Source organism: Pollutimonas rozaliensis, from assembly GCF_048751585.1.
Lineage (GTDB): Bacteria > Pseudomonadota > Gammaproteobacteria > Burkholderiales > Burkholderiaceae_B.
Map to the genome: position 1 here is coordinate 113700 of NZ_JAZHOB010000003.1, position 23014 is coordinate 136713.

Annotated in this window: 20 protein-coding genes and 1 tRNA gene; 5 read left to right on the forward strand and 16 right to left on the reverse strand. The window is 62.2% G+C overall.

What is annotated here, in order from left to right:
- Positions 1-11: 11 nt before the first annotated feature.
- The 3 genes from lspA to V0R37_RS06555 are packed head-to-tail and all read right to left on the reverse strand — an operon-like array spanning position 12 to position 4336.
- A complete protein-coding gene (lspA, locus tag V0R37_RS06545; protein WP_420373755.1) occupies positions 12-548 on the reverse strand; it encodes a signal peptidase II in 537 nt (178 codons plus the stop codon).
- The gene (ileS, locus tag V0R37_RS06550; protein ID WP_420373756.1) at positions 541-3381 is read right to left on the reverse strand and encodes an isoleucine--tRNA ligase; all 2841 of its coding nucleotides are present in this window, start codon (positions 3379-3381) and stop codon (positions 541-543) included. The genes lspA and ileS overlap by 8 nt, the downstream gene beginning before the upstream one ends.
- Positions 3371-4336, reverse strand: a complete 966-nt coding sequence (locus V0R37_RS06555) for a bifunctional riboflavin kinase/FAD synthetase (protein ID WP_420373757.1) — start codon at positions 4334-4336, stop codon at positions 3371-3373. The genes ileS and V0R37_RS06555 overlap by 11 nt, the downstream gene beginning before the upstream one ends.
- A gap of 47 nt (positions 4337-4383) precedes the next feature.
- Here V0R37_RS06555 and purN point away from each other — a divergent pair, with 47 nt between their 5' ends.
- The 4 genes from purN (at position 4384) to V0R37_RS06575 (ending at position 10251) form a co-directional block, all read left to right on the forward strand.
- Complete coding sequence (gene purN, locus V0R37_RS06560; RefSeq protein WP_420373758.1) at positions 4384-5073, forward strand: phosphoribosylglycinamide formyltransferase; 690 nt, start codon at positions 4384-4386, stop codon at positions 5071-5073.
- Between the two features lie 161 nt (positions 5074-5234).
- Positions 5235-6560, forward strand: a complete 1326-nt coding sequence (locus tag V0R37_RS06565; RefSeq protein ID WP_420374033.1) for an RsmB/NOP family class I SAM-dependent RNA methyltransferase — start codon at positions 5235-5237, stop codon at positions 6558-6560.
- Positions 6561-6766: 206 nt separating this feature from the next.
- On the forward strand, positions 6767-7975 hold the full coding sequence (locus V0R37_RS06570) for a DesA family fatty acid desaturase (RefSeq protein WP_420373759.1): 1209 nt from the start codon (positions 6767-6769) through the stop codon (positions 7973-7975).
- The gene (locus V0R37_RS06575; protein ID WP_420373760.1) at positions 7972-10251 is read left to right on the forward strand and encodes a UvrD-helicase domain-containing protein; all 2280 of its coding nucleotides are present in this window, start codon (positions 7972-7974) and stop codon (positions 10249-10251) included. The genes V0R37_RS06570 and V0R37_RS06575 overlap by 4 nt, the downstream gene beginning before the upstream one ends.
- 3 nt (positions 10252-10254) lie before the next feature.
- Here the strand turns inward: V0R37_RS06575 and V0R37_RS06580 are convergent, their stop codons facing one another.
- Genes V0R37_RS06580 through V0R37_RS06605 form a run of 6 tightly spaced genes read right to left on the reverse strand, consistent with a single transcriptional unit; the run spans position 10255 to position 14947 of the window.
- On the reverse strand, positions 10255-11031 hold the full coding sequence (locus tag V0R37_RS06580; RefSeq protein WP_420373761.1) for an ABC transporter permease: 777 nt from the start codon (positions 11029-11031) through the stop codon (positions 10255-10257).
- A gap of 27 nt (positions 11032-11058) precedes the next feature.
- Complete coding sequence (locus V0R37_RS06585; protein WP_420373762.1) at positions 11059-12261, reverse strand: ABC transporter substrate-binding protein; 1203 nt, start codon at positions 12259-12261, stop codon at positions 11059-11061.
- A 3-nt stretch (positions 12262-12264) separates the two neighbouring features.
- Complete coding sequence (locus V0R37_RS06590; RefSeq protein WP_420373763.1) at positions 12265-13086, reverse strand: ABC transporter ATP-binding protein; 822 nt, start codon at positions 13084-13086, stop codon at positions 12265-12267.
- Positions 13087-13095: 9 nt separating this feature from the next.
- Positions 13096-13263, reverse strand: a complete 168-nt coding sequence (locus V0R37_RS06595) for a rubredoxin (protein WP_420373764.1) — start codon at positions 13261-13263, stop codon at positions 13096-13098.
- Positions 13263-14387 (reverse strand): acyl-CoA dehydrogenase family protein, encoded by a 1125-nt coding sequence (locus V0R37_RS06600; RefSeq protein WP_420373765.1) that lies wholly within the window; start codon positions 14385-14387, stop codon positions 13263-13265. Before V0R37_RS06600 ends, V0R37_RS06595 begins: the two co-directional genes overlap by 1 nt.
- Before the next feature lie 17 nt (positions 14388-14404).
- On the reverse strand, positions 14405-14947 hold the full coding sequence (locus V0R37_RS06605; protein ID WP_420373766.1) for a carboxymuconolactone decarboxylase family protein: 543 nt from the start codon (positions 14945-14947) through the stop codon (positions 14405-14407).
- 199 nt (positions 14948-15146) lie between these two features.
- Between V0R37_RS06605 and V0R37_RS06610 the strand changes: the two genes are divergently transcribed.
- Positions 15147-15440, forward strand: a complete 294-nt coding sequence (locus tag V0R37_RS06610; RefSeq protein ID WP_420373767.1) for a DUF1330 domain-containing protein — start codon at positions 15147-15149, stop codon at positions 15438-15440.
- 18 nt (positions 15441-15458) lie between these two features.
- Here V0R37_RS06610 and V0R37_RS06615 read toward each other — a convergent pair whose 3' ends face one another.
- From V0R37_RS06615 to V0R37_RS06645, 7 genes are all read right to left on the reverse strand, one after another.
- A complete protein-coding gene (locus V0R37_RS06615; RefSeq protein ID WP_420373768.1) occupies positions 15459-17393 on the reverse strand; it encodes an ATP-binding cassette domain-containing protein in 1935 nt (644 codons plus the stop codon).
- Positions 17390-18286, reverse strand: a complete 897-nt coding sequence (prmB, locus tag V0R37_RS06620; RefSeq protein ID WP_420373769.1) for a 50S ribosomal protein L3 N(5)-glutamine methyltransferase — start codon at positions 18284-18286, stop codon at positions 17390-17392. The genes V0R37_RS06615 and prmB overlap by 4 nt, the downstream gene beginning before the upstream one ends.
- Positions 18287-18297: 11 nt before the next feature.
- Positions 18298-19440: a succinyl-diaminopimelate desuccinylase gene (dapE, locus tag V0R37_RS06625; RefSeq protein WP_420373770.1), complete on the reverse strand. Its 1143-nt coding sequence runs from the start codon at positions 19438-19440 to the stop codon at positions 18298-18300.
- Positions 19440-20261, reverse strand: a complete 822-nt coding sequence (gene dapD, locus V0R37_RS06630) for a 2,3,4,5-tetrahydropyridine-2,6-dicarboxylate N-succinyltransferase (RefSeq protein ID WP_420373771.1) — start codon at positions 20259-20261, stop codon at positions 19440-19442. The genes dapE and dapD overlap by 1 nt, the downstream gene beginning before the upstream one ends.
- A gap of 96 nt (positions 20262-20357) precedes the next feature.
- A complete protein-coding gene (gene dapC / locus V0R37_RS06635) occupies positions 20358-21554 on the reverse strand; it encodes a succinyldiaminopimelate transaminase (RefSeq protein ID WP_420373772.1) in 1197 nt (398 codons plus the stop codon).
- Between the two features lie 211 nt (positions 21555-21765).
- Positions 21766-21850: transfer RNA gene (locus V0R37_RS06640), tRNA-Leu, on the reverse strand.
- A gap of 129 nt (positions 21851-21979) precedes the next feature.
- Complete coding sequence (locus V0R37_RS06645) at positions 21980-22858, reverse strand: lipid A biosynthesis lauroyl acyltransferase (protein ID WP_420373773.1); 879 nt, start codon at positions 22856-22858, stop codon at positions 21980-21982.
- Positions 22859-23014: the final 156 nt, after the last annotated feature.

Below are 23014 nucleotides of genomic sequence, written 5' to 3' on the forward strand. Positions count from 1 at the left end.
CAATTAAGGATTCAGGCCGATTCCCGGGACTTGTTCTTTTCCCGGCGCATGCGGCGCAGTTCATCGTACACCAGCAGGACGGCGCCGCAAGTAATGGAAACGTCGGCCACGTTGAAAGCCGGAAAATACCAATTGTTCCAATAGAACAGCAGGAAATCGATGACATGTCCATGCTGGATGCGGTCTATGACATTGCCTATCGCCCCGCCCAGTATGCACATCAGGGATGCGCAAAACAGGGATTGGCCAGGGTGGCGGCGCAACAAGTGGATGATGAGTCCGATGGCGCCCAGGGCGATGACGGTGAACAGCCAGCGTTGCCAGCCTTGTCCATTGGCCAGGAAGCTGAATGCGGCGCCCGGGTTGTACAGCAGCGTGAAATCGAAGAACGGCAACAGGGGCCAGCGTTCGCCATAGCTCAGATGGCTATCGAAATAGATCTTCGTGACCTGATCCAGCGCGATGATGGCCAGCGCGCCCGCTATCCACGCCCAGAAGCGCGAAGAGTTTGGGCGTGGGGATGGATGGCTGGATGCGTCGTTAGGCATGTTGGCGCGGCTCGCCCTGGCCGAACAGGTTGTCGACGCACCGGCCGCAAATGGCGGGATGATCGGGATCGATGCCGACGTCTTCGCGGTGGTGCCAGCAGCGTTCGCATTTAGGCTGCTTCGTTGGACTGACCTGTATACGCAGCTCGCCTTCCGCTTCGTGCAGCGTGGCGCGCGATACGATCAGAACGAAACGCAGGTCGTCGCCCAGGCTGGCAAGCAGCGCATGGTCCTTGCCCGCGGCATGCACATCCAGTTCCGCGGCCAGCGAGGACCCGATGTCCCCCGTGCTGCGCACTTCTTCGATCTTGCGCATGGCTTCGGCACGGATTTCGCGCAGGCGGGTCCATTTGTCGCGCAGTTGCGTTGCGTCGGCTTGCTCGGGAAGGGCATGGAACAGGCCGGTGAAGATGCTGGGCACCTCGCCCTGCCCGATATGCAGGTCTTTCCAGGCCTCTTCGGCGGTGAAGGAAAGGATGGGGGCCATCAGCTTGAGCAGCGCGTGGGTGACGTGATGGATGGCGGTCTGGGCCGAGCGCCGCGCCAGGCTGGTCTTGCCTGCCGTGTACAGGCGGTCTTTAAGGACATCCAGATAGAAGGCGCCAAGGTCTTCCGAACAGAAGATTTGCAGGCGCGAGACCGCTGGATGGAATTCGTAGCGTGTGAAGTTCGCCATGACCTCGGCCTGCATGGCGGAGGTCATGGCCAGCGCGTAGCGGTCGATTTCAAGCATGTCTTCAAGCGCTACGGCATCGCTGGCCGCATCGAAATCCTGCAGGTTGCCCAGCAGGAACTTGAGCGTGTTGCGTATGCGGCGATAGCCTTCGACGACGCGCTTGAGAATTTCGTCGGAAATCGACAACTCGCCGGAGTAGTCGGTGGATGCGGTCCACAGGCGCAGGATCTCGGCGCCCAGGGAATCGGACACCTTTTGCGGGGCAATCACATTGCCGACCGATTTGCTCATTTTCCGGCCCTGGCCATCGACCACAAAGCCGTGCGTCAGCAGGGCCTTGTAGGGCGGCCGGCCGTACAGCATGCAGCCGGTCAGCAGCGACGAATGGAACCAGCCGCGGTGCTGGTCCGAGCCTTCCAGGTACAGGTCGGCGGGCCAGGCCAGATCGTCGGCATGCGAGCCCTTTACGCTGTGGTCCTGGCCGCCCAGCACCGTGGCGTGGGTCGTGCCCGAATCGAACCAGACATCCAGCGTGTCGCGGTTCTTTTCGTAATGCGCGGCCTCGTCGCCCAGCAATTCGGCGGGATCCAGAGACTGCCAGGCTTCGATGCCATGCTGTTCGATGCGTTGCGCGATCTGTTCCATGAGCTCGACCGTGCGCGGATGCAGCTCGCCGGTTTCCTTATGGACGAAGAAGGCCATGGGCACGCCCCACTGGCGCTGGCGGGACAAGGTCCAGTCGGGCCGGTTGGCGATCATGGCATGCAGGCGGGCGCGGCCCCACGCCGGATAGAATTCGGTGTTGTCTATGCCTTCCAGCGCTGTTTCGCGCAGTGACCGGCCCGATTCGGGCTGGCGGTCCATGCCCGCAAACCATTGGCTGGTGGCGCGATAGATGATGGGCGTCTTGTGGCGCCAGCAATGCATATAGCTATGCAGCAGAGGTTCGGTGTGCAGCAGGCTGCCGGCCAGCTTCAAGGCTTCGACGATGACGGGGTTGGCTTTCCAGATCATCTGGCCGCCGAACAGAGGCAGGCTTTCGGCGTAATGGCCGTCGCCCATGACGGGGTTGATGATCTGGTCGTCCACCAGGCCGTGGGCTTTGCAGGAAACAAAGTCCTCGATGCCGTAGGCGGGCGCCGAGTGCACGACGCCCGTGCCGCTGTCCAGCGTCACGTAATCGCCAAGATAGATAGGCGACAGGCGCTGGTAGCCTTCGTGGGCGTCGTACAGGGGATGCTTGAACTCCAGGCCCGCCAGCGCTTCGCCCTTGGCGGTGGCAACGATTTGCCCCGACAGCTTCCATTCGGCCAGGCAATCTTCCACGCGGTCCTTGGCCAGCAGCAGCATGGGTCCGGTGCCGCGTGCCTCGTCCAGCCGGACCAGAGCATACTCGAAGTCGGGGTGGACGTTCAGTGCCTGGTTGGACGGTATGGTCCAGGGCGTCGTGGTCCAGATGACGATGGCGCCGTCGTCCACTTCGGGCAGGCCGAAGGCTTGCGCCAGCCTGGCCTTGTCGTTGAACTTGAAGGCCACATGGATGGACGGGTCTTTGCGGTCGGCGTACTCGACCTCGGCTTCGGCCAGGGCGGAGCCGCAATCGAAGCACCAGTTGACCGGCTTCAGCCCGCGAAACACATAGCCTTTTTCAAGTATGCGCGCCAGGGCGCGCAACTCGTCCGCTTCATTGCTGAAGTTCATGGTCAGGTAGGGGTGTTCCCAGTCGCCCAATACGCCAAGCCGTTTGAAGTCCTGGCGCTGCCGGTCGATCTGCTCGAGCGCATAAGCGCGCGCCTTGGCCTGGACTTCCGCCACGGGCAAGTGCTTGCCGTATTTTTTCTCGATCTGGATCTCGATGGGCATGCCATGGCAATCCCAGCCCGGCACATAGACGGCGTCGTAGCCGGACATGGCGCGGCTCTTGACGATGATGTCCTTGAGTATCTTGTTGACGGCATGGCCGATGTGGATGTCGCCGTTCGCGTAGGGCGGGCCGTCATGCAGTACGAATTTCGGTCTTCCCTTGCTGGCGGCGCGTATGGCCGCGTAAACCTTTTTTTCTTCCCACTCGGCTACCCAGCCGGGCTCGCGCTTGGCCAGGTCGCCGCGCATGGGGAAAGGAGTGTCGGGCAAATTTAAGGTGTTTCTATAGTCCATGGAGGGCGAAATAGTCGCGAGCGCTTTGCGCATCGTTGTCGATGGCGGCGATCATAGTGGGAAGGTCGGGAAATTTTTCTTCGTCCCGCAGATATTCAAGGAACTCAATACACGTGAGTTTACCGTATGCGTCCACACGGCAGTCCAGCAGATGGGTCTCCAGCATCAGGCGCCCGCCGTGCGAAATGGTGGGCCGCACGCCCAGGCTGGCCACGCCTTTGATGGGTTGCGGAGCCAGCCCGTGGGCGCGCACGATATACACGCCGGACCGAAGCGCGCACTGCGCGGGCACACGCAGGTTCAAGGTGGGATAGCCTATGCTGCGGCCCAGCTTCTGGCCATGTATGACATGGCCGCTGATGGAGTAGGGATGGCCCAGCAAATGTTCGGCGCGCTCCAGGTTGCCCACCGCCAGCGCGGTGCGCAGTTCGGAGCTGGAAATGCGATGGCCATGTTCATCGGCCACATCGGCAATGGTTTCGACCTGAAATCCGAAGCGGCGGCCGGCGCTGCGCAGCAGTTCGATGTCGCCGCTGCGCTTGTGGCCGTAGCGGAAATCCTCTCCAACCAGCAGCCAGCGCGTATTCAGCCCTTCCACCAGCAGCCGCTCGATGAAGTCCTCGGCCGACATGTCCGCCAGCGCGTGGTTGAAGCGTTCCAGCACGATCTGATCGGCGTGGTGCTCGGCCAGAGCCGTGACCTTGTCGCGCAGGCTGCTGATCTGGGTGGGTATGAGCTCCGGGCGCTGGCCGCGCCGCGCGAAATAGGCGCGCGGATGCGGTTCGAAAGTCATGACCGTGGCGGCCAGCCCGTGTTCCCGGGCGTATTGTCGGACGCGCATCAATATGGCCTGATGCCCGCGGTGGACGCCGTCGAAATTGCCTATCGTGACGGCGCTGGGGCGCCGGCTATCGTAGCGGGGAAGGGTGCGATAAATAGTGGGAGCGGTTTTCACACCCGAGAGTTTACAATTTTGTGTTGCCTTACTCTGGAATTATCGTCTTGGATGCTTCTTTTCCTTCCGGCTGCCGTATTGTCGTCCTGATTTCGGGACGTGGTTCGAACATGCGGACCATTGTCAACGCGGTGCGCGAACACTCCCTGCCGGCGCAAGTCTGCGCCGTGATCGCCAACAAGGCCGATGCCGCCGGCCTTGAGTGGGCAGCCAGCCAAGGCATCCGGACCGGCGTCGTGGCGCATCGCGATTACGCGACGCGCGAAGACTTCGATACCGCGCTGGCCGCCGCCGTCGACGCCCACCAGCCGCACTATGTGCTGCTGGCCGGTTTCATGCGTGTGTTGACGCCGGCGTTTGTGGAGCGCTTCAATGGGCGCCTGATCAATATCCATCCATCGCTGCTGCCGGCGTTTCCCGGACTGCACACGCATCAGCAGGCGCTGGCGACGGGCGTTCAGTGGCATGGCTGCACCATCCATTTTGTGACGCCCGTCCTCGACCATGGTCCCATCGTCGCCCAGGGCGTCGTTCCCGTGCTGGCCGGCGACACCCCCGACGATCTGGCCGGCCGCGTCCTTGATGTGGAGCACCGCATGTACGCGGACGTGGTACGCTGGCTGGCCGAGGGGCGCGTGTCGCTTGACGCCATGCAGCGCGTGCATGTGCGCGGCGTCGCCAGCCGCTCCTTCGTCCTGACGCCTCAAGGCGTCGTATCATCAGAAAGGTCATCATGAGCAACACCGAAAAGCCGCGGCGTCCGTCCCGCGGCAGCGATACGCGCGCAGCGCGCGATCCTCGGCGAGAAAGCAGCGCCCCCAGGCGCGAAGGCCGCCCGGCACAGCAGGAAGGCGCTGCCCGGCAGGAAGGAGCTGCGTCCGCCGGCCGCCCATATGTAATGGCCGCTGTGCGTATCGAACAAGTACGCAGCGTACTGGGCGAAATCCTGCAATGGGAATATCCGGCCGATGCCGCCTTGTCGCATTGGTTTCGCGCGCACCCCAAGCTGGGGATGCGCGACCGGGGCGAAGTGGCTGAAGCGGTTTTCGATGTGCTGCGCCACCTGCGCCGCTATAGGCAGTATGCCGAAAGCGGTACCGGACCCGCCGCCCGCCGCCTGGCCATCCTGGGCCTGGCATCGGTATTCGACAAATCCGTGCTGAACCAGGGACTGTCGGAGCAAGAGCAGCATTGGCTGGGGCATGTCCAAAGGATAGACGTGGCCAGCCTGTCGCGGGCGGTGCGCGATAGCCTGCCCGACTGGCTGGACGAACGGCTTGCCGCCCTGGACAATCCCGATTCCCTGGTCCGGGCCCTGAATCAGACCGCGCCGCTGGACATACGCGTAAATCCCCTGAAGGCCGACCGCAAGGATATGCTCAAGCAACTGCGCGGCGGGCCTGGATTGCGCTACGATCCCGAACCCACGCCGTATTCGCCCTGGGGCATACGGCTGCAAGGCCGGCCTCCGGTCAATCGCTGGCCTATGTTCGAGAAGGGCGAAATCGAGGTCCAGGACGAGGGCAGCCAGATACTGGCGGCCCTGGTGGCTCCCAAGCGCGGCGAGATGATCATCGACTATTGCGCCGGCGCCGGAGGCAAGACGCTGCTGCTGGGCGCGTTGATGCGCTCCACGGGCCGCTTGTATGCCTTCGACGTGTCGGCGGCGCGGCTGGCGCGCGCCAAGCCGCGTTTTGCCCGTAGCGGCCTGTCCAATATCGTGCCCGTGGTCATCAATGCCGATAACGACCAGCGGGTGAAGCGGCTGCGCGGCAAGGCGCACCGGGTTCTCATCGATGCTCCGTGCAGCGGGCTGGGCACATTGCGCCGCAATCCCGACCTGAAATGGCGCCAGCATCCCGAATCGTTGCAGGCGCTGCTGGAAACCCAGCGGAACATTCTGCGGCAGGCGGCGCGTTGCGTTGCCGCGGGCGGCCGGCTGGTTTACGCCACGTGCAGCGTGCTGCCGGAAGAGAACGAGCAGCAAGTTGAGGCGTTTTTAGCCGAAAATCCCGACTTTACGCTTCTGGATGCCGGCAAAATCGCCGCCGATCGTTGCGAAAATCTGACACAGGAAGGCCCTTATTTGCGCATGCGGCCCGACGTGCACGGAACCGACGGCTTTTTTGCCGCTGTCATGGAGCGGGCGAAGGCGGTTTCCGGCGAAAAAAGCCCTCAGACGCCTCAGGAGGCCGATCAGGCCTCAAACGAAGGCGAACTGTAGTTATATCCAGCATACGCCCCGGCCGGGCGCTGGGGCGTTCCAGGAGCCTGGGCGCGCCTGCGCCTGGGTCCGGGAATGGCGGTATCGCAGCCTGCCGACCCGCGCCGTTCTTGATTTCCATCAAAACTAAATTGAAATTCTGCTGTCATAACCCTGACAACTGGGCTACACTTTTCTTTGTCTTAACATGAGGCCTTTACAGGTTTATGGACCAAATTACTACTTTATTATCAGGCGGTTTGCTGCAGTTTTCATGGTGGCAGGTCGTGCTGGTTACCCTTGTGCTAACCCACATCACGATAGTCGGAGTTACGGTATTCCTGCACCGTAGCCAGGCCCACCGAGGGTTGGACCTGCATCCGGCGGTCATGCATTTCTTCCGTTTCTGGCTTTGGTTGACCACCGGCATGGTCACCAAGGAATGGGTGGCCATTCACCGCAAGCACCACGCCAAATGCGAAAAAGAAGGCGATCCCCATTCGCCGGTGGTGTTCGGCCTGGGCAAGGTATTCTTTCGCGGCGCCGAACTGTACCGCGAAGAGGCCACCAACCCGGAAACACTGCAACGCTTCGGCCACGGCACGCCCGATGACTGGATCGAGCGCAATCTTTATACCCGCCACAGCCTGATGGGCATACTGATCATGCTGGGCATCGACCTGGCCTTGTTCGGCGTGCTGGGCCTTACCGTCTGGGCCATCCAGATGGCCTGGATACCGTTCTGGGCCGCCGGCGTCGTCAACGGCATCGGCCATGCCTGGGGCTATCGCAACTACGCCAGTCCCGATACCAGCACCAATGTGTCCCCCTGGGGCATCATCATCGGCGGCGAAGAACTGCACAACAACCATCACGCCTATGGCACCTCGGCCAAATTCTCCACCAAATGGTACGAATTCGACCTGGGCTGGTGCTATATACGCGTCCTTAGTTTCCTGGGCCTGGCAAAGGTCAAGAAGCTTGCGCCCAAGCTCAAGCTCGATCCGCCCAAGGCCCTGGCCGATGCCAGCACCCTGCAGGGCGTCATCACCCACCGCTACGAGATCCTTGCGCGCTATACCGACCTGGTCAAGAAAGCGGCCAGCGACGAACTCGTCAAGCTCAAGCCCGCCCGCAAGGAAGGCAGCCCAGATTGCAACTGGACACTGCTCAGCCGCTGCAAAGACTGGATCAACAGCAGCGACGATACCCTTGAACCGGCTCAGCGTGCCGAACTGGACACCGTCCTGGCACAGAACCAGTCTCTGTCCACACTGGTACAGATGCGGCGCGAACTCGTCCGCCTTTGGGAAAGCTCCAGCGCCAGCAGCGAGCAATTGCTGGCCGACTTGCAGGCATGGTGCCAGCGAGCCCAGCAAAGCGGCATTGAAAGCCTCGAGCAGTTCGCTTACCGGTTGCGCCGCTACGCGGCATGATAGAAAGCCTTAATCCTCAACAACAAGCCGCTGTCACTCTACCTCCCTCCCACGCGCTGGTCCTGGCCGGCGCGGGTAGCGGAAAAACCCGAGTCCTGACGACACGCATGGCCTGGCTGATACAAACAGGCCAGGCCAGTCCTTTTGGGCTCATGGCGGTCACGTTCACCAACAAGTCGGCGCGTGAAATGCTCACGCGCCTTACCTCTTTGCTGCCCATCAATACACGCGGGCTATGGGTGGGGACCTTCCACGGCTTGTGCAATCGGCTGCTGCGCGCCCATCACCGCGACGCCGGCCTGATCCAGACCTTCCAGATTCTCGATAGCGCCGATCAGATGGCGGCGATCAAGCGCCTTCTGAAAGGCGCTGGGATCGACGACGAGAAATTCCCGCCTCGCGATGTCCAGCGTTTCATCAACGGCGCAAAGGAAGAAGGGCAGCGTCCCGGCGATGTAGAAGTCTGGGATGCGCACCGCCGCCGCCTGGTCGAAATCTATCAGCTGTATCAGGATCAGTGCCAGCGCGAGGGGGTGGTCGATTTTGCCGAGCTGCTGCTGCGCGCCTACGAGCTGCTGCAACGCAATGCGCCCATACGCGAGCATTATCAACGCCGCTTCCAGCATATCCTGGTCGACGAGTTCCAGGATACCAATACCTTGCAGTACCGCTGGCTGACTTTGCTGGCGGGCGGCGGCGCATCGATTTTCGCCGTCGGCGACGATGATCAGTCCATCTATGCTTTCCGCGGCGCCAATGTGGGCAATATGTCGGACTTCGAGCGCGACTACGCCCAGGGCAATGTCATTCGCCTGGAGCAGAACTACCGCTCGTACGGGCACATACTGGACTCCGCGAATGCGCTGATCGCGCACAACACCGCGCGCCTGGGCAAGAACCTGTGGACGGAGCAGGGCGAGGGCGAGCCGGTGCGCGTGGTGGAGCAGGCCTCGGACCTGCTGGAAGCCCAATGGATCATCGATGAAACCAAGGCGCTGATCAACGATGGCCGCCTGCGCCGGGAAATCGCCGTCCTGTATCGCAGCAATGCGCAGTCGCGCATCATCGAGCATGCCCTGTTCTCGGCCGGCATCCCCTACAAGGTGTACGGCGGGCTGCGTTTTTTCGAACGCCAGGAAGTCAAGCATGCGCTGGCTTATCTAAGACTGATGGACAATCCGCACGACGATACCTCGTGGCTGCGGGTCGTCAACTTTCCCACGCGCGGCATCGGCGCGCGCACCCTGGAACAATTGGCCGACACGGCCAGGCAGCAAGACAGCAGCCTGTTCAGGGCAGTGCCCCTGATGTCCGGCAAGGGAGGCGGCAATCTGGCGCGCTTTGCCGAATTGATCCAGCAAATGGCCCATGAGGCGCAGATCCTTTCCCTGCCCGAGCTGATCGACCATGTCGTGCATCACAGCGGATTGCTGGCTCATTACCAGAACGACAGGGAAGGCGCCGATCGCCTGGAGAACTTGCAGGAACTGGTCAATGCCGCCGCGGCTTTTGTCGCAGAGGAAAATTTCGAAGGCCTGCCGGCCGGGCGTATTCCCGACGGGGCGCTTGGGGTGCAGGCATTGTCCGGGGATGAAGGTGAAGCCGCCACTCCCATGTCGCCGCTGGCTGCATTTTTGACCCACGCTTCGCTGGAAGCCGGCGACAACCAGGCCCAGGCGGGCCAGGATGCCGTCCAGCTCATGACCGTGCATGCGGCAAAGGGGCTGGAGTTTGATTCGGTCTTCATCACCGGCGTCGAAGAGGGCCTGTTTCCGCATGAGAACAGCCTGCTTGAAGCGGCTGGGCTAGAGGAAGAGCGGCGCCTGATGTATGTGGCCATTACGCGGGCGCGCGAGCGCCTGTACCTGACCCTGGCGCAAAGCCGCATGCTGCATGGGCAGACGCGCTATGCCATGCGCTCGCGCTTCCTGGACGAAATCCCCGATGAACATCTGAAGTGGCTGACGCCCAAGGAAGGACGGGCCGCTGTGCGCGAGAACGCCTGGAGCGGCGCTTTCCGGCGCGGCGACGCCTATAACCGGCCCGACAGCGGCTCCGTCGCGCCCCGCGCGCCGCGCAGCCTGACCACCGGCGTGACAGTGGGCGAGAAGCATTTCCGCATCGGCACCGGAGTGCGGCACGCCAAGTTCGGCGAGGGCACGGTCATAGGGCTTAGCGGCGCGGGCCAGGATGCGCAGGCGCAGATCCAATTCCGCGAGGTGGGCACCAAGACGCTGGCGCTGGGCGTGGCCAAGCTGGATATCGTGGTCGGCTAGGACTCAGGCGGTGTGCGTCCAGCGCTGATAGGTTTTCTGGGCCAGGGCGTCCAGCATGAATCCCAGGGCGCCGATCAGCACGATGACCGCCATCAGTTCCGAATAGGCCAGTCGATCCCGGGTGTCCAGGATGAAATACCCCAGGCCCGAACTGACGCCCAGCATTTCGCAAGGCACCAGAACGATCCAGATGATGCCTATGGCCAGGCGGGCGCCGGTCAGGATGTGGCCCAGTACGCCCGGCATGATGATTTTGAACAGTATCTCCCGGCGCGTCGCGCTTAGGCTCTTGGCCAGCATGAGCCACTTGGGATTCAACTGGCGCACACCGGCCGAGGTGTTCAGGATGATGGGCCAGACGGCGGCGAAGGTCAGCAGGAAATAGATGGGCGCATCGCCGATGCCAAACACCATGACGGCAATGGGCATCCAGGACAGCGGCGATATCATGCGCAGGAACTGGAAGGCGCTGCTGGTGCTGTTCTCCAGCGCGCGCGAGCTGCCTATGGCCAGGCCGATGGGCACGCCTATCAGCAAGGCCAGGCCCAGTCCGATCAGCACGCGCTTCATGCTGGTCAGCGTGTGCAGCGTCAATTGATTTTCGACCAGCAGCGCGTACAGGCTTTCAAATGTTTCCCGCGGGCTTAGAAGACCGGCCAGCGCAATATTCTGCTCCAGCATGCGCGTGCCCAGCCCCCATAGCAGCAGCAACATCAACAGCCCGCCCAGGCTCAGGGCGAGCCGCGCGCTTGGACTGGGTCGTTTCAGTGCTTTGTTCATGTGCTGTGCCTTCCGGTGCTTGCGTTTTTACAGGGTGATGCTTTCACTGCGTGTGTAGGAGTCGGGCAGGCCGAATACCGACATGCCGCCCAGGTCCTGGATGGCCTTCTTGGCAAACCGGTCGTCGACCAGGTCCTTGGCCACGAAGGCGGGATCCAGCGATTGCAGGAATTCATTGCGGCCCGATACCAGGGTGGTCTTGAGCTTGCGGACCAGTTCTTCCGTATAGCTGGGAAAGGGGTAGGGCTGGAAGTCGATCCGCTTTTCCTTCCAGTCCTTGTTCACAATAGCGCCGGACGCTTCGTATTGCGCGGTGTCCAGCAGTTCGGGAACCAGCACCTGGGCCAGCGTTTCGTAGGTATGAGGCGTATAGCGCTGCGGGTTGTCCTTGGCCAGGATGTGCGCCGTTTCCTTGCGGTTGTCCTGTATCCAGGCCTGCGCCTGCACGATGCCGTTGACCACTTTCTGCGTCCATTCCGGGCGCTGCTCCAGGTCCTGCTCGTGCATCAGCACGACACAGCAGGCGTGGTCTTTCCAGACATCGCCGGTAAAGCGCAGAATCTTGCCGACCTTGAGCAATTCGGCCGATGCGTTGAAGGGCTCGGCCACCGTATAGCCCGCAATCTGCTTGTTGGCCAGCGCCGGCAGCATGTCCGATGGCGCCATAACCACCAGCTTCACCTGCTTGGGCCCCGGCTGGCCTTCGCTGATGGATTCCAGCCCCTTGCTTTTCAGCAGGTGCTGCAGCACCACATTGTGCAGCGAATACCAAAAGGGAATGGCCACGGTCCTGCCGCCCAGGTCCGTGATGTCGTTGATGTCGTTCAGCACCGTCAATCCCGAGCCCGACATGTGATTCCATGCTACGACCTTGGCGCGCGACTGGCTGCCATAGCGCGCCCATACCGTCATGGGGGACAGCAAATGCACGACATTCACCTGGCCGCTCAGGAAGGCTTCCACGATCTGCGCCCAACTGCGGAACAGCCGCGGCTTTTCCACTTCCAGGCCTTGGGCTTCAAAGAGCTTGTTGTGGTGGGCCACCAATAGCGGTGTGGAATCGGTGACGGCCAGATAGCCTATCCGCACGGGCGCATTCGGTTCGGCCGCCATGGCCTTCTTGTGCATTTGGAGCAGCGGCAGGGCGCCCATGGCGGTGAACAGGGTCGACAGTTTCAGGAACTGGCGGCGCGCATCCAGCGAGGGAACGATATCTACGGGCGTTTTCATGGATCAGGAGTCCAGGTGATTGGAAGAGGGCGCGGCACGCCGCGCGTCGCGCAACGTCTGCATGATTTCAAGGCGGATATGCGCCAGCTCCGGCACGACTTCGTCGCGCGGATGCGGCAGGTCGATATGCCATTGGCCGATGAGCCGTCCCGGATACATGCCCAGCAGAAGCACGCGGTCGGCCAGAATCAGCGCTTCGTCGATGTCGTGCGTGACCAGCACGGCCGAGGTTTGATGGCGGCTGGTGATGCCCTGAAGCAGGGTTTGCATTTCGCTGCGCGTGATCTCGTCCAGCGCGCTGAAGGGCTCGTCCAGCAACAGGATCTCCGGCTGGCGCGCCAGGCTGCGGGCCAGGGCCGCGCGCTGCGCCATCCCGCCCGAAAGCTCGCTGGGGTAGCGTTGCCTGGCGCGCAGCAAGTCGACTTCGGCAATCGCCGCCTGGACCCGGGCGTTTTTCTCGTCCTGGCTGATTCGCGGCTGATGCTTGAAGTCCAGGCCGAACCCCACATTTTCTTCCAGATTGAGCCAGGGCAGCAGGCTGGGATCCTGGAAAACGAAACCTAGTCTGGGATGTGGGCCTTGCAGACGCTCGCCTTTGACGTGTACCGTGCCCTGGTCGGGTGCTTGCAAGCCGGCCAGCACGCGCAGCAGGGACGATTTTCCTACGCCGCTGGGGCCCAGTATGGCCACGGTTTCGCCGCTGGCCAGATGCAGCGAGAAATCGCGCAGCACGGTATTGCTGGGCTCGTTCGGACGCTGATAACTCAGGTGGATATCGTGAGCGTCCAGGACTACCGGCTTGTCGGATGACACAGCTATCGTCATGCGGAACTCTTAATCGGGTATGAGGAAAAAATCGGCCTTGCCGATACCGCAGTCCGGGCACACCCAGTCTTCGGGTATGTCTTCGAAGGGCGTGCCCGGCGCAATGCCGTCTTCGGGAAAGCCCGCCGATTCGTCATAGATGAAGCCGCAAGGCCCGCACATCCATTGCCCGGCCATTACGCCGCCTCGACCAGGGCTTGGCGCTGTTCCAGGTCGTGGATCTCTTTGCGCAAATGCTTCAGCGCGGGCGTCACGATGGCGACGAATACCGCTTCACGCAGCCGCCGCTGGGCGGGGTGGCGCATCAGATAACCCTTGGCGCCGGCATGCAGGACCGCGGAGTTCGCCGCCTTGAGTGTCAGTTCCGAGGTTTGGGCCCGCAGCTTCAACACATCCAGCATGGGCGCCGAACCGGCCTGGGCCAACTGCGCCAGCTCGGCGGCGCGCGTTTTCAGCTCGGCCAGTTCCTGGGCCAATTCGGCGCCCTGATCGTCCAGGTAAATATTCACATGGGCATGGCTGACATTGGTTTCCCGTATGGTCTTCAGGCTGGCCTGGACGATGCCGAAGCCCATGCCGGTTTGCCCCAGTACGAAGCCCGCCTTGATGCGCTTTATATAGGCCGGGAACTGATCGGGATGGGCCAGCACAGCGGAGGCCGGGATGCGCACGTTCTTGAATCGCAGATTCAATGTCTGCGTGCCTTCCAGGCCCGAGAAGGCGGGGCAGGGATGCTGTTCGAGTCCGGGCAGTTCGCCATGGGCGGCGAACATGATGTAGCCTTCCCCTTCGATCGAAGCGGCCACGATGACCAGATGGTCGGCGCCCACATTGGACACCCAGGGCAACGACCCGTTGACCACATATCCGTCGCCTTCGCGTTGCGCCGACAGATGGATCTTTTCGATGCCCGCCAGATGCTTGACCGCATTGGACATGCCGGTGCCCGACAGCAGTTCGCCTTGGGTCACCGCTGCCAGGTAGCGTTCGCGCACGGCTTGGTTGGGGGAGTGCAATAAATACCAGGCGCAACTCGATTGGCACCACACCAGGAATGCCGTCGAACCGCATTCAGCGCCGACCAGGGCGGTGATTTCGATTTGCGTCGCCAGATCCAGGCCCTGCCCGCCGAATTCCTTCGGGATACTGGCGCCGAAGCCTCCCAGGACGCCCAGATGGCGCATGTAGTCGCCGGGGTACTGCCCTTGCTGATCGATGGCTTGAACAAGAGGGGCAAGCTCGGCCCTGGCCTGTGCGGCCACGGCGTCGAGCAGCGAAGCGCGGGTATCGGTCTGGCTCATTTCTGTCTTCCCCGGCTTTATGCGTAGGCCTGGAGTTCCGGATTGATGGGCGTCCTGGCCAGGTTGTTGGCATAGTTGCACAAGGTGGCCAGGCTGACGCCCAACACCACTTCCAGCGCATTGGCCTGCGTGTAGCCGGCGTCCAGGAAGTCCTTCAACTCATCGTCGGAAACCTGGCCTTTAAGGTCGATCACGGCCAGCGTGAATTGAGCCAGGGCATTCAGTTTCGGATCGCTTAGGGCCTCGGTGTTGCGCAGGGCCTTGATGACCTCTTCAGGCATGGCCAGCTTCTTGCGGGCCAGCGCGGTATGGCCGGCCACGCAAAACCCGCAGCCATTGCGGGTGGCGGCGGTAATTTGGACGACTTCGCGCTCGGCGGCGGTCAAGCCGGTGCGCGCATTGATGGCGCCGACCACCTGGTAGGTTTCCAGGGCGGTGGGGGCGTTGGCGAGGACGCCGATCAGGTTGGGCAGGAAGCCATTGTTTTTCTGTGCGGCAAGCAGGCGGTCTTTGGCGTCTGCGTGAACGGTGTCGGCGGTTTGAATGGTAAGGCGGCTCATGATAATGCTTGCTTGGGGTTTATATTGTTTTTTATTCTATAGAGCAGACCCTTAATACTGAAATAATATAAAAATATATCCTTATTCGTTTTGCGGCATGTGGCGGCCACGCCGGCCTGCCTTGCCGACCTTCTCGGGTGTAGCATGACGGTGACGGAAAAAAAAACGGGTGTCGAATCCCAACAACAAGCGAGACAGCATGGAAAGCAAAAGCGCCTACATCATCGGGCACATCACGGTCAAAGATGCGGAGAAATGGGCGGAATATTGCCGCCGGGTTCCTGATACGGTCGCGCCCTGGGGCGCGTCGCTGGTATTCCGGGGTTGCAATGCCCAGGTGCTGGCCGGGGAACACCGCTACACCGATACCGTGGTGATACGCTTTCCCGACCGGTCGGCCGTGGATGCCTGGCACGAATCGGCGGCTTATCGGGAACTGATCCCCATACGGCAGCAGGCGGCCGACGTCGTCATCGTCAGCTACGAGGAATAGCGGGGCGGGCCGATTCCATCAGTCCGCCGACAGTGCTTCCAGCTCTTCCTGGATTTCCAGCCATTGCTCTTCCAGCAAGCCATGCCGCTTGCTTAATTCGCCATGCTCTTCCAGCACCTTCAGGCGCTCTTCGCGGCGGGCATCCGAATAGAACTCGGCATCGGCAATAAGCGCGTCGAGTGCTTGCAGGCGTTTGCCGGCCGCTTCCATGTCCGTTTCGATTTTCTTCAATCGGGCATCCAGCGGTTTGCGCAGGATGGCAAGGCGTTGCCGCTCTTCGGCTTCCTGGCGGCGTTGCGTCTTGCGATCCACCGTAGCGGATTCCGGCGCCGCGGCCTGGGCGTCGCTGCGGGCCTCGGCCCGCGCCGTGGCGCTGCGCTCGGCCAGCCAGTCTCGGTAATCTTCCAGGTCGCCGTCGAACTCCTGCACCGCGCCGTCGGCGACGATCCAGAAGCTGTCCACCGTGGTGCGCAGCAAATGCCTGTCGTGCGAGACCAGCAGCACGCTGCCGGCGAATTCGGCCAGCGCGGTGGCCAGCGCTTCGCGGGTGTCCACGTCCAGGTGATTGCTGGGTTCGTCCAGCAACAGCAGATTGGGCTTTTGCCAGACGATCAGCGACAGCGCCAGACGGGCTTTCTCGCCGCCCGACATCGGCGCGATAGGGCTGTTTACCGTATCGCCGCTGAACCCGAAGCCGCCCAGGTAGTTGCGCAGTTCCTGTTCGCGCACTTGCGGCGCCAGCCGCAACAAGTGCTGCAGCGGCGTGGATTCGGGATCCAGCATGTCCAGTTGATGCTGGGCGAAATAACCGATTTCCAGGCCCTTGGATGCGCGGCGTTCGCCCGCCAGAACGGGCAGCTCGTCGGCCAGCGTCTTGATCAGTGTGCTTTTCCCGGCGCCGTTCACACCCAGAACGCCGATGCGCGCGCCGCCTCGCACCATAAGCTGCACATCGCTCAAGATGCGCCGGCTGCCGCCGTCTTCGTTCTGGTAGCCGGTGGACACCTTGTCCAGCACCAGCAAGGGATCGGGCATGCTGGTGGGTTCGGGAATGCGTATGTCTATGCCCGATTCGGCCTGCAGCGGCGCCAGGACTTCCATGCGTGCCAGCGCCTTCACCCGGCTCTGAGCCTGCTTGGCCTTGGTGGCCTTGGCCTTGAAACGGTCGATGAAGCCTTGCAGCCTTGCCGCTTCGCGCGTCTGCCTGTCCCAGGCCAGGCGGGTCTGGCGCAAGCGCTCGGCGCGCTGGGTCAGGAAATCTTCATAGCCGCCCTTGTAGCGCAGCAGCTTGGCTTGATCGAAATGCAATATGGCCTTCGCCACGGCATCCAGGAACTCGGTGTCGTGCGAGATAAGCAGGACGGTGCCCTGGTAGGCGCCCAGCCAGCGTTCCAGCCAGAGCATGGCATCCAGGTCCAGGTGGTTGGTGGGTTCGTCCAGCAACAGAAGTTCGGAAGGCGCCATCAACGCCCGGGCCAGCGCCAGCCGCATCTGCCAGCCGCCGGAAAAACTCTTGACGGGGTTCATCCATTGCGCCGGAGCGAAGCCCAGGCCGGCCAGCAGTTGTTCGGCGCGGGACGGAGCGCTCCAGGCGTCGGCCTCCACCAGGGCCGACTCCAGCTCGGCAATGCGATGGCCGTCGCTGTCGGGCGTCGCGGCCCGTTCGGCCTGCAGGGCGCGTAAATGCGTGTCGCCGTCGATGACGAACTCGCGCGCGGGCATGTCGTTGTGGCTGATTTCCTGCTCGACGCTGGCAATGCGCCAGCCCGCCGGAATGAGCAAGCTGCCGGCATCGGCGTCCAGCTTTCCTTGCAGCAGGGAGAACAGGGTGGATTTGCCGGCTCCGTTCTTGCCGACGATGCCGACCCGCTCGCCGGGGTTGACGACGAACTCCGCCTCGTCCAACAGCACTTTGGTGCCGCGGCGCAATGTCAAACCGGTAGCGCGGATCACGAGGCCAACTGCTCCCGCGTCAGCAACAGGATCTGGTCCTCGGTGTTTTCCGTGCTAAGCCAGACGGGTTCCAGGTCGGGAAAAGCCGCAAGGAAATTCGAGTATTCATTGCCGATTTCCAGCACCAGCATTCCCCCGGGGGCCAGGAAGTCCGGCGCCTGCTCCAGCAGGCGGCGCACCAGGTCCATGCCGTCCTCGCCCCCCGCCAGCGCCAGCGTGGGCTCGTGGCGGTACTCCTGCGGCAGGTTTTCCATGGAGTGGGTGTTGACGTAGGGCGGGTTGCAGACGATCAGCGAGTATTCGCATTGCGGCAACTGGTCGAACAAGTCGCTGCAATGGGTGGTGATCCTGCCGTCCAGTCCCGACAGCTCGATGTTCTGGTCGGCGACTTCCAGAGCGTGTTCGGATATGTCCACCGCATCGACCTGTGCATTGGGAAAAGCCAAGGCGGCCAGTACAGCCAGGCAACCCGATCCGGTGCAAAGATCCAGCACGAAATCCACCTCTTCCGGGTCGCTTACCCAGGGGCTCAGGCCGTCTGCCAGCAATTCCGAAATGGGCGAACGCGGGATGATGACGCGCGGATCGACCACGAAACGGTGGCCTTGCAGCCAGGCTTCGCCCGTCAGGTAGGCCGCGGGCACGTGTTCCGTGACGCGGCGCTCCAGCAGCTTGAGGAAGCGCTCGCGTTCTTCCGGCAGCACCCGGGCATCCAGAAAGGGATCCAGAGTGTCCAGCGGCAGGTGCAGGGTGTGCAGCAGCAGATAGGCGGCTTCATCCCAGGCGTTATCGCTGCCGTGTCCGAAGGACAGGCGCGATGCGTTGAACTGGCTGACGGCATAGCGCATCAGGTCGCGCAGCGTGAACAGTTCTTGGTAGGCGGTTTCGTGCATGCGGGCTCCGGTCAGTCAGGGTCGGGCAGCAATAGCCCGAGCGTGCGGCGATAGATATTCTTCAGCGGCTCGAGCGTATCCAGGCGGATATGCTCGTTCAGTTGATGGATGCTGGCGTTGATAGGGCCGAACTCGATGACTTGCGGGCAGATCTTGGCGATGAAGCGGCCGTCGGATGTTCCGCCCGTGGTTGAAAGCTGGGTCGCCACGCCCGTTTCCACCAGTATGGCCTGTTCCAGCGCTTTGCTTAATTCGCCTCTCGGCGTCAGGAAGGGTTCGCCGCCCAAGGTCCAGTCCAGATCATAATCCAGCTTATGGCTTTGCAGTATGGCGTCGACCCGCGCTTTCAGGGTTTCAGGCGTGCTGGCGGTGGAAAAGCGGAAATTGAAGTCCAGCACCGCCGTGCCGGGAATGACATTCGTGGCCCCTGTGCCCGAATGCAGATTGGAAACCTGGAAGGCGGTGGCGGGAAAGTATTCGTTGCCGGCGTCCCATTCTTGCCTGGTCAATTCGACCAGAGCGGGCGCCAGCAGGTGGATGGGGTTATGCGCCAGATGTGGGTAGGCGATGTGGCCCTGCTTGCCTTTTACGGTCAATTTTCCCGACAGCGAGCCGCGCCGGCCGTTCTTGACGGTGTCGCCCAGCCGGTCCACCGAGGTGGGTTCGCCCACGATGCAATAGTCCAGCTGCTCGCCTCGCGCCGAAAGCGCCTGGCATACCTTGACCGTGCCTTCGATCGAAGGACCCTCTTCGTCGGCTGTGATCAGCAAGCCTATGGAGCCCGCATGGCCGGGGTGTGCCGCCACGAATTCCTCGACGGCCACGACAAAGGCGGCGATCGAGCTTTTCATGTCGGCCGCGCCGCGACCGTAGAGATTGCCTTCGCGCTCCGTCGGCACGAAGGGAGGGCTGTCCCATTGTTCCAGCGGCCCGGTGGGAACCACATCGGTGTGGCCGGCGAACACCAGCAATGGACCCATGGTTCCGCGCCGCGCCCAAAGATTTTCAACGTTGCCGAATGTCAGCGTTTCGCAGGTGAAGCCCGCCGCTTGCAGGCGGGCCGCAAGCAGTTCCTGGCAGCCTTGGTCGTCCGGCGTCACGGACGGGCGGGCGATCAAGTCGCGGGTCAGTTGGAGAACGGCGGAATCGGGCATCAGGCTCTCAGCAGTTCGTTGATACTGGTCTTGGAGCGGGTCTGGGCGTCGACGCGCTTGACGATGACGGCGCAGGCCAGGCTGTGCGATCCATCGGCCGAGGGCAGCGAACCCGGCACCACGACGGAGCCGGAGGGTACGCGGCCGTAGGTGATTTCGCCGGTGGAGCGGTCGTATATCTTGGTGCTCTGGGAAATGAAGACGCCCATGGCCAGCACTGAATTTTCTTCGACGATCACGCCTTCGACGATTTCGGAGCGGGCGCCGATAAAGCAATTGTCCTCGATTATGGTGGGGTTGGCCTGCAAGGGCTCAAGCACGCCGCCTATCCCCACGCCTCCCGACAAATGCACGTTCTTGCCGATTTGCGCGCAGGAGCCGACGGTCGCCCAGGTGTCGACCATGGTTCCTTCGTCGACGTAGGCGCCGACGTTGACATAGGAAGGCATCAGCACCACGTTCTTGCCGATGAAAGCGCCTTTGCGGGCCACGGCGGGCGGGACCACGCGAAAGCCGGCGGATGCGAAGTCCTGGGCATCGTAGCTTTCGAACTTCGTTGCCACTTTATCGTAGAACTGCAGAGGCCCGCCGCCCATGGCCCGATTGTTTTCCAGCCTGAAGGACAGCAGCACGGCTTTTTTGATCCACTGATGCACCACCCATTGCGTGCCGGATTTTTCCGCTACGCGCAGCTTGCCGCGATCCAGCGCTTCCAACGTGGCCTGTACGGCCTCGTACACGTCGGTATGGCCGGAGCTTGGGGAAATATCGGCACGGGCATCCCATGCTTGGTCTATGGTGCTTTGCAGATCTGTGGTCATAGGCGTTCTACTTTTCGGTCGTGAGTCGTGAGCAAGATAAAGGTTGGATCTTGCGAGGCCATCTTGCCGCCGGCCACGCAAGGAGAGGCCGGCGAGCTATTGCCTGGCGTCTCCGCGTACAAAATCGGCGATGCGCTGGGCGGCTTCCACACATTGCCGCTTAGGCGCCACCAGCGCAATGCGGATGCGTCTGGCGCCGGGATTCATGCCGTGAGCCTCGCGCGCCAGGTAGCTGCCCGGCAGCGCGGTGACGCCCGTGGCTCCGTAAAGATCGCGCACGAAATCCGTGTCGTCGCAAGGAGTTCGCGCCCATAGGTAGAAGGCGGCATCGGGCCAGTCCAGATCCAGCACCGGTTTCAGGATGGGTACGACCGCGTCGAATTTTTCGCGATACAGCCGGCGGTTTTCGATGACATGCGCCTCGTCGTTCCAGGCGGCGATGCTGGCCTGCGAAACCACGGGGCTGATCGCGCTGCCATGGTAGGTGCGGTACAGCAGGAATTGAGCGATCAGGCGGGCGTCGCCGGCGACAAAACCCGAGCGCAGCCCCGGTACGTTCGAGCGCTTGGAAAGGCTGGAAAAGCAGACCAGGTTGCGGTAGTCGCTGCGGCCCAGCAGGCTGGCCGCCTGCATGGCGCCCAGAGGCTTGTCGGATTCGTCGAAGTAGATTTCCGAATAGCATTCGTCCGCCGCAATGGCGAAGTCGTGCTCGTCCGACAAGGAAAACAGCGTTTTCCAGTCGTCCAGCGGCATCACGTTGCCGGCGGGATTGCCCGGGGAGCAGACGAACAGCAACTGTGTACGGCGCCAGACATCGGCCGGCACCGCCTTCCAATCATAGCCAAAGCCCAGGTCGGCCTGCGCATTGATGAAATAGGGCTGGGCCCCGGCCAGCAGGGCCGCGCCTTCGTATATCTGGTAGAACGGATTGGGGCAAACCACCAAGGCATCGGCGCCGGGGTCGATCACCGCTTGCGCAAAGGCGAAGAGCGCTTCGCGCGATCCCAGCGCGGGCAGCACCTGGGTATCGGGATCGGGCCGTTCGATGCCGTAGCGGCGGGCGATCCAGTCGGCGATCGCGCCGCGCAAGGCCGGGTCGCCTTTGGTCGGCGGATATACCGACAGGCCTCCCATGGCTTCTTGCATGGCTTGCACCAACAGGGTTGGGGCCGCGTGCTTGGGTTCGCCAATGGACAGATTGATGGGTGAGGGCTGCGGGACAGGGGCCTGGGCGAGCAAGCGCCTTAGTTTCTCGAAGGGATACGGATGCAGGGCGCTTAGTCGGGGATTCATTGTTGCCGGATTAAAAGGCGTGGGCCGGCGATTTTAGCAAGCGCTTGCGTGCTTGCCGGACTGCGCTGCCGCCCGGCGCGCAAGAACCGGGACTGCCGAAGCAGCGTTTGCGCATTTTTTGCAAATTGCGCAGTTTGTCACTTGCGCCCTTTTGTTTTTGCACCGGTAAGGCATTAGCCGGTATTGCGCCTGACAGCACAAAAAACAATTATGGTGCGAACGGAGAGACTCGAACTCTCACACCTCTCGGCGCCAGAACCTAAATCTGGTGCGTCTACCAATTCCGCCACGTTCGCATGAAGCCATAAGCATAAGGCAAGCCAAACATTATAGCTTTTTTTCGGTTCCGCGCAATGCGGGCGGGACTCCCGGAAACCTGCCCGCTGCCGGGCTTGTCGATGCCGGAAGGGGCCGGCGCGGTGCTCCTAGTAGACCGGCGCTTCGCCTTCGGGGCGGCGCTTGAAACGGCGATGCACCCAATAGTACTGATCCGGCGTGCTGCGTATACGCTCTTCCAGGAACTGGTTGGTGCGCAGTGCGTCGGCATGGGCGTCGCCGCTGGGGAAGTTTTCCAGCGGTTCGAAAATATTCAGCCTGTAGCCGCGGTAGTCGGGCAGGACCTCGGCCACGAAGGGCACGACGCGCGCGCCGGAAAGCTGCGCCAGGCGGGACACGGCCGTCAGGGTGCAGGCCTGGACGCCGAAGAAGGGCACGAACACGGAGTCACGCAGGCCGAAATCCATGTCGGCCGCCAGCATGATGGGGGTACCCGACTTGAGCACCTTGAGTATCTCGCGGGCGCTGCCGTTGCGGGGAATCATCTGCGTGCCGAAGCGGCTGCGCTGCTCGCGCGAAATCGTGTCGGTAACCACGTCCGACATGGGCGTGTAGATCGAGGCGACGGGATGCAGTATGGAGTAATACATGCAAGTCGCTTCTATGGCCGCAAAGTGGAACCCCAGGAAGATGGTGGGCTGTTCGTAGCGGTCGCTCAGTTCGATGGCGCTATTGAGCTCGACCAGACTGGAAAGGGTATCCGCGCTGCCATACCATTGCATGCCGCGTTCCAGGTAGCTGCGTATGACATGCCGAAAGGTCGAACGGGCCAGCACTTCGCGCTGGGCGTCCGAATGTTCGGGAAAGCACAGGCGCAGGTTGGTGTGCAGAATGCGTTTGCGCTTGCTGGGGATCCGGTATAGCAATGATCCCAGAGTTTCGCCAAGCCGGGCGACCAGACCATAGGGAAGGGTGGAGAGGGCGCGAAGAAGACCTGATGTTAATGCGTTTTGTGTGCTGTATTTCATGAAAGGGGGCGTGCGCGATGCAGAAGCCCATGTCAGGTCAGCTAACCATGCTAGCACGTTCGGGCGATGTGCTTGTGATTTTTCGGAAATGCGGCCGCGGCCGCCCCGCTGGTTCATTCCGGCTTGTGAGGGGGCGTTTGCATGAGCTTTCCGACT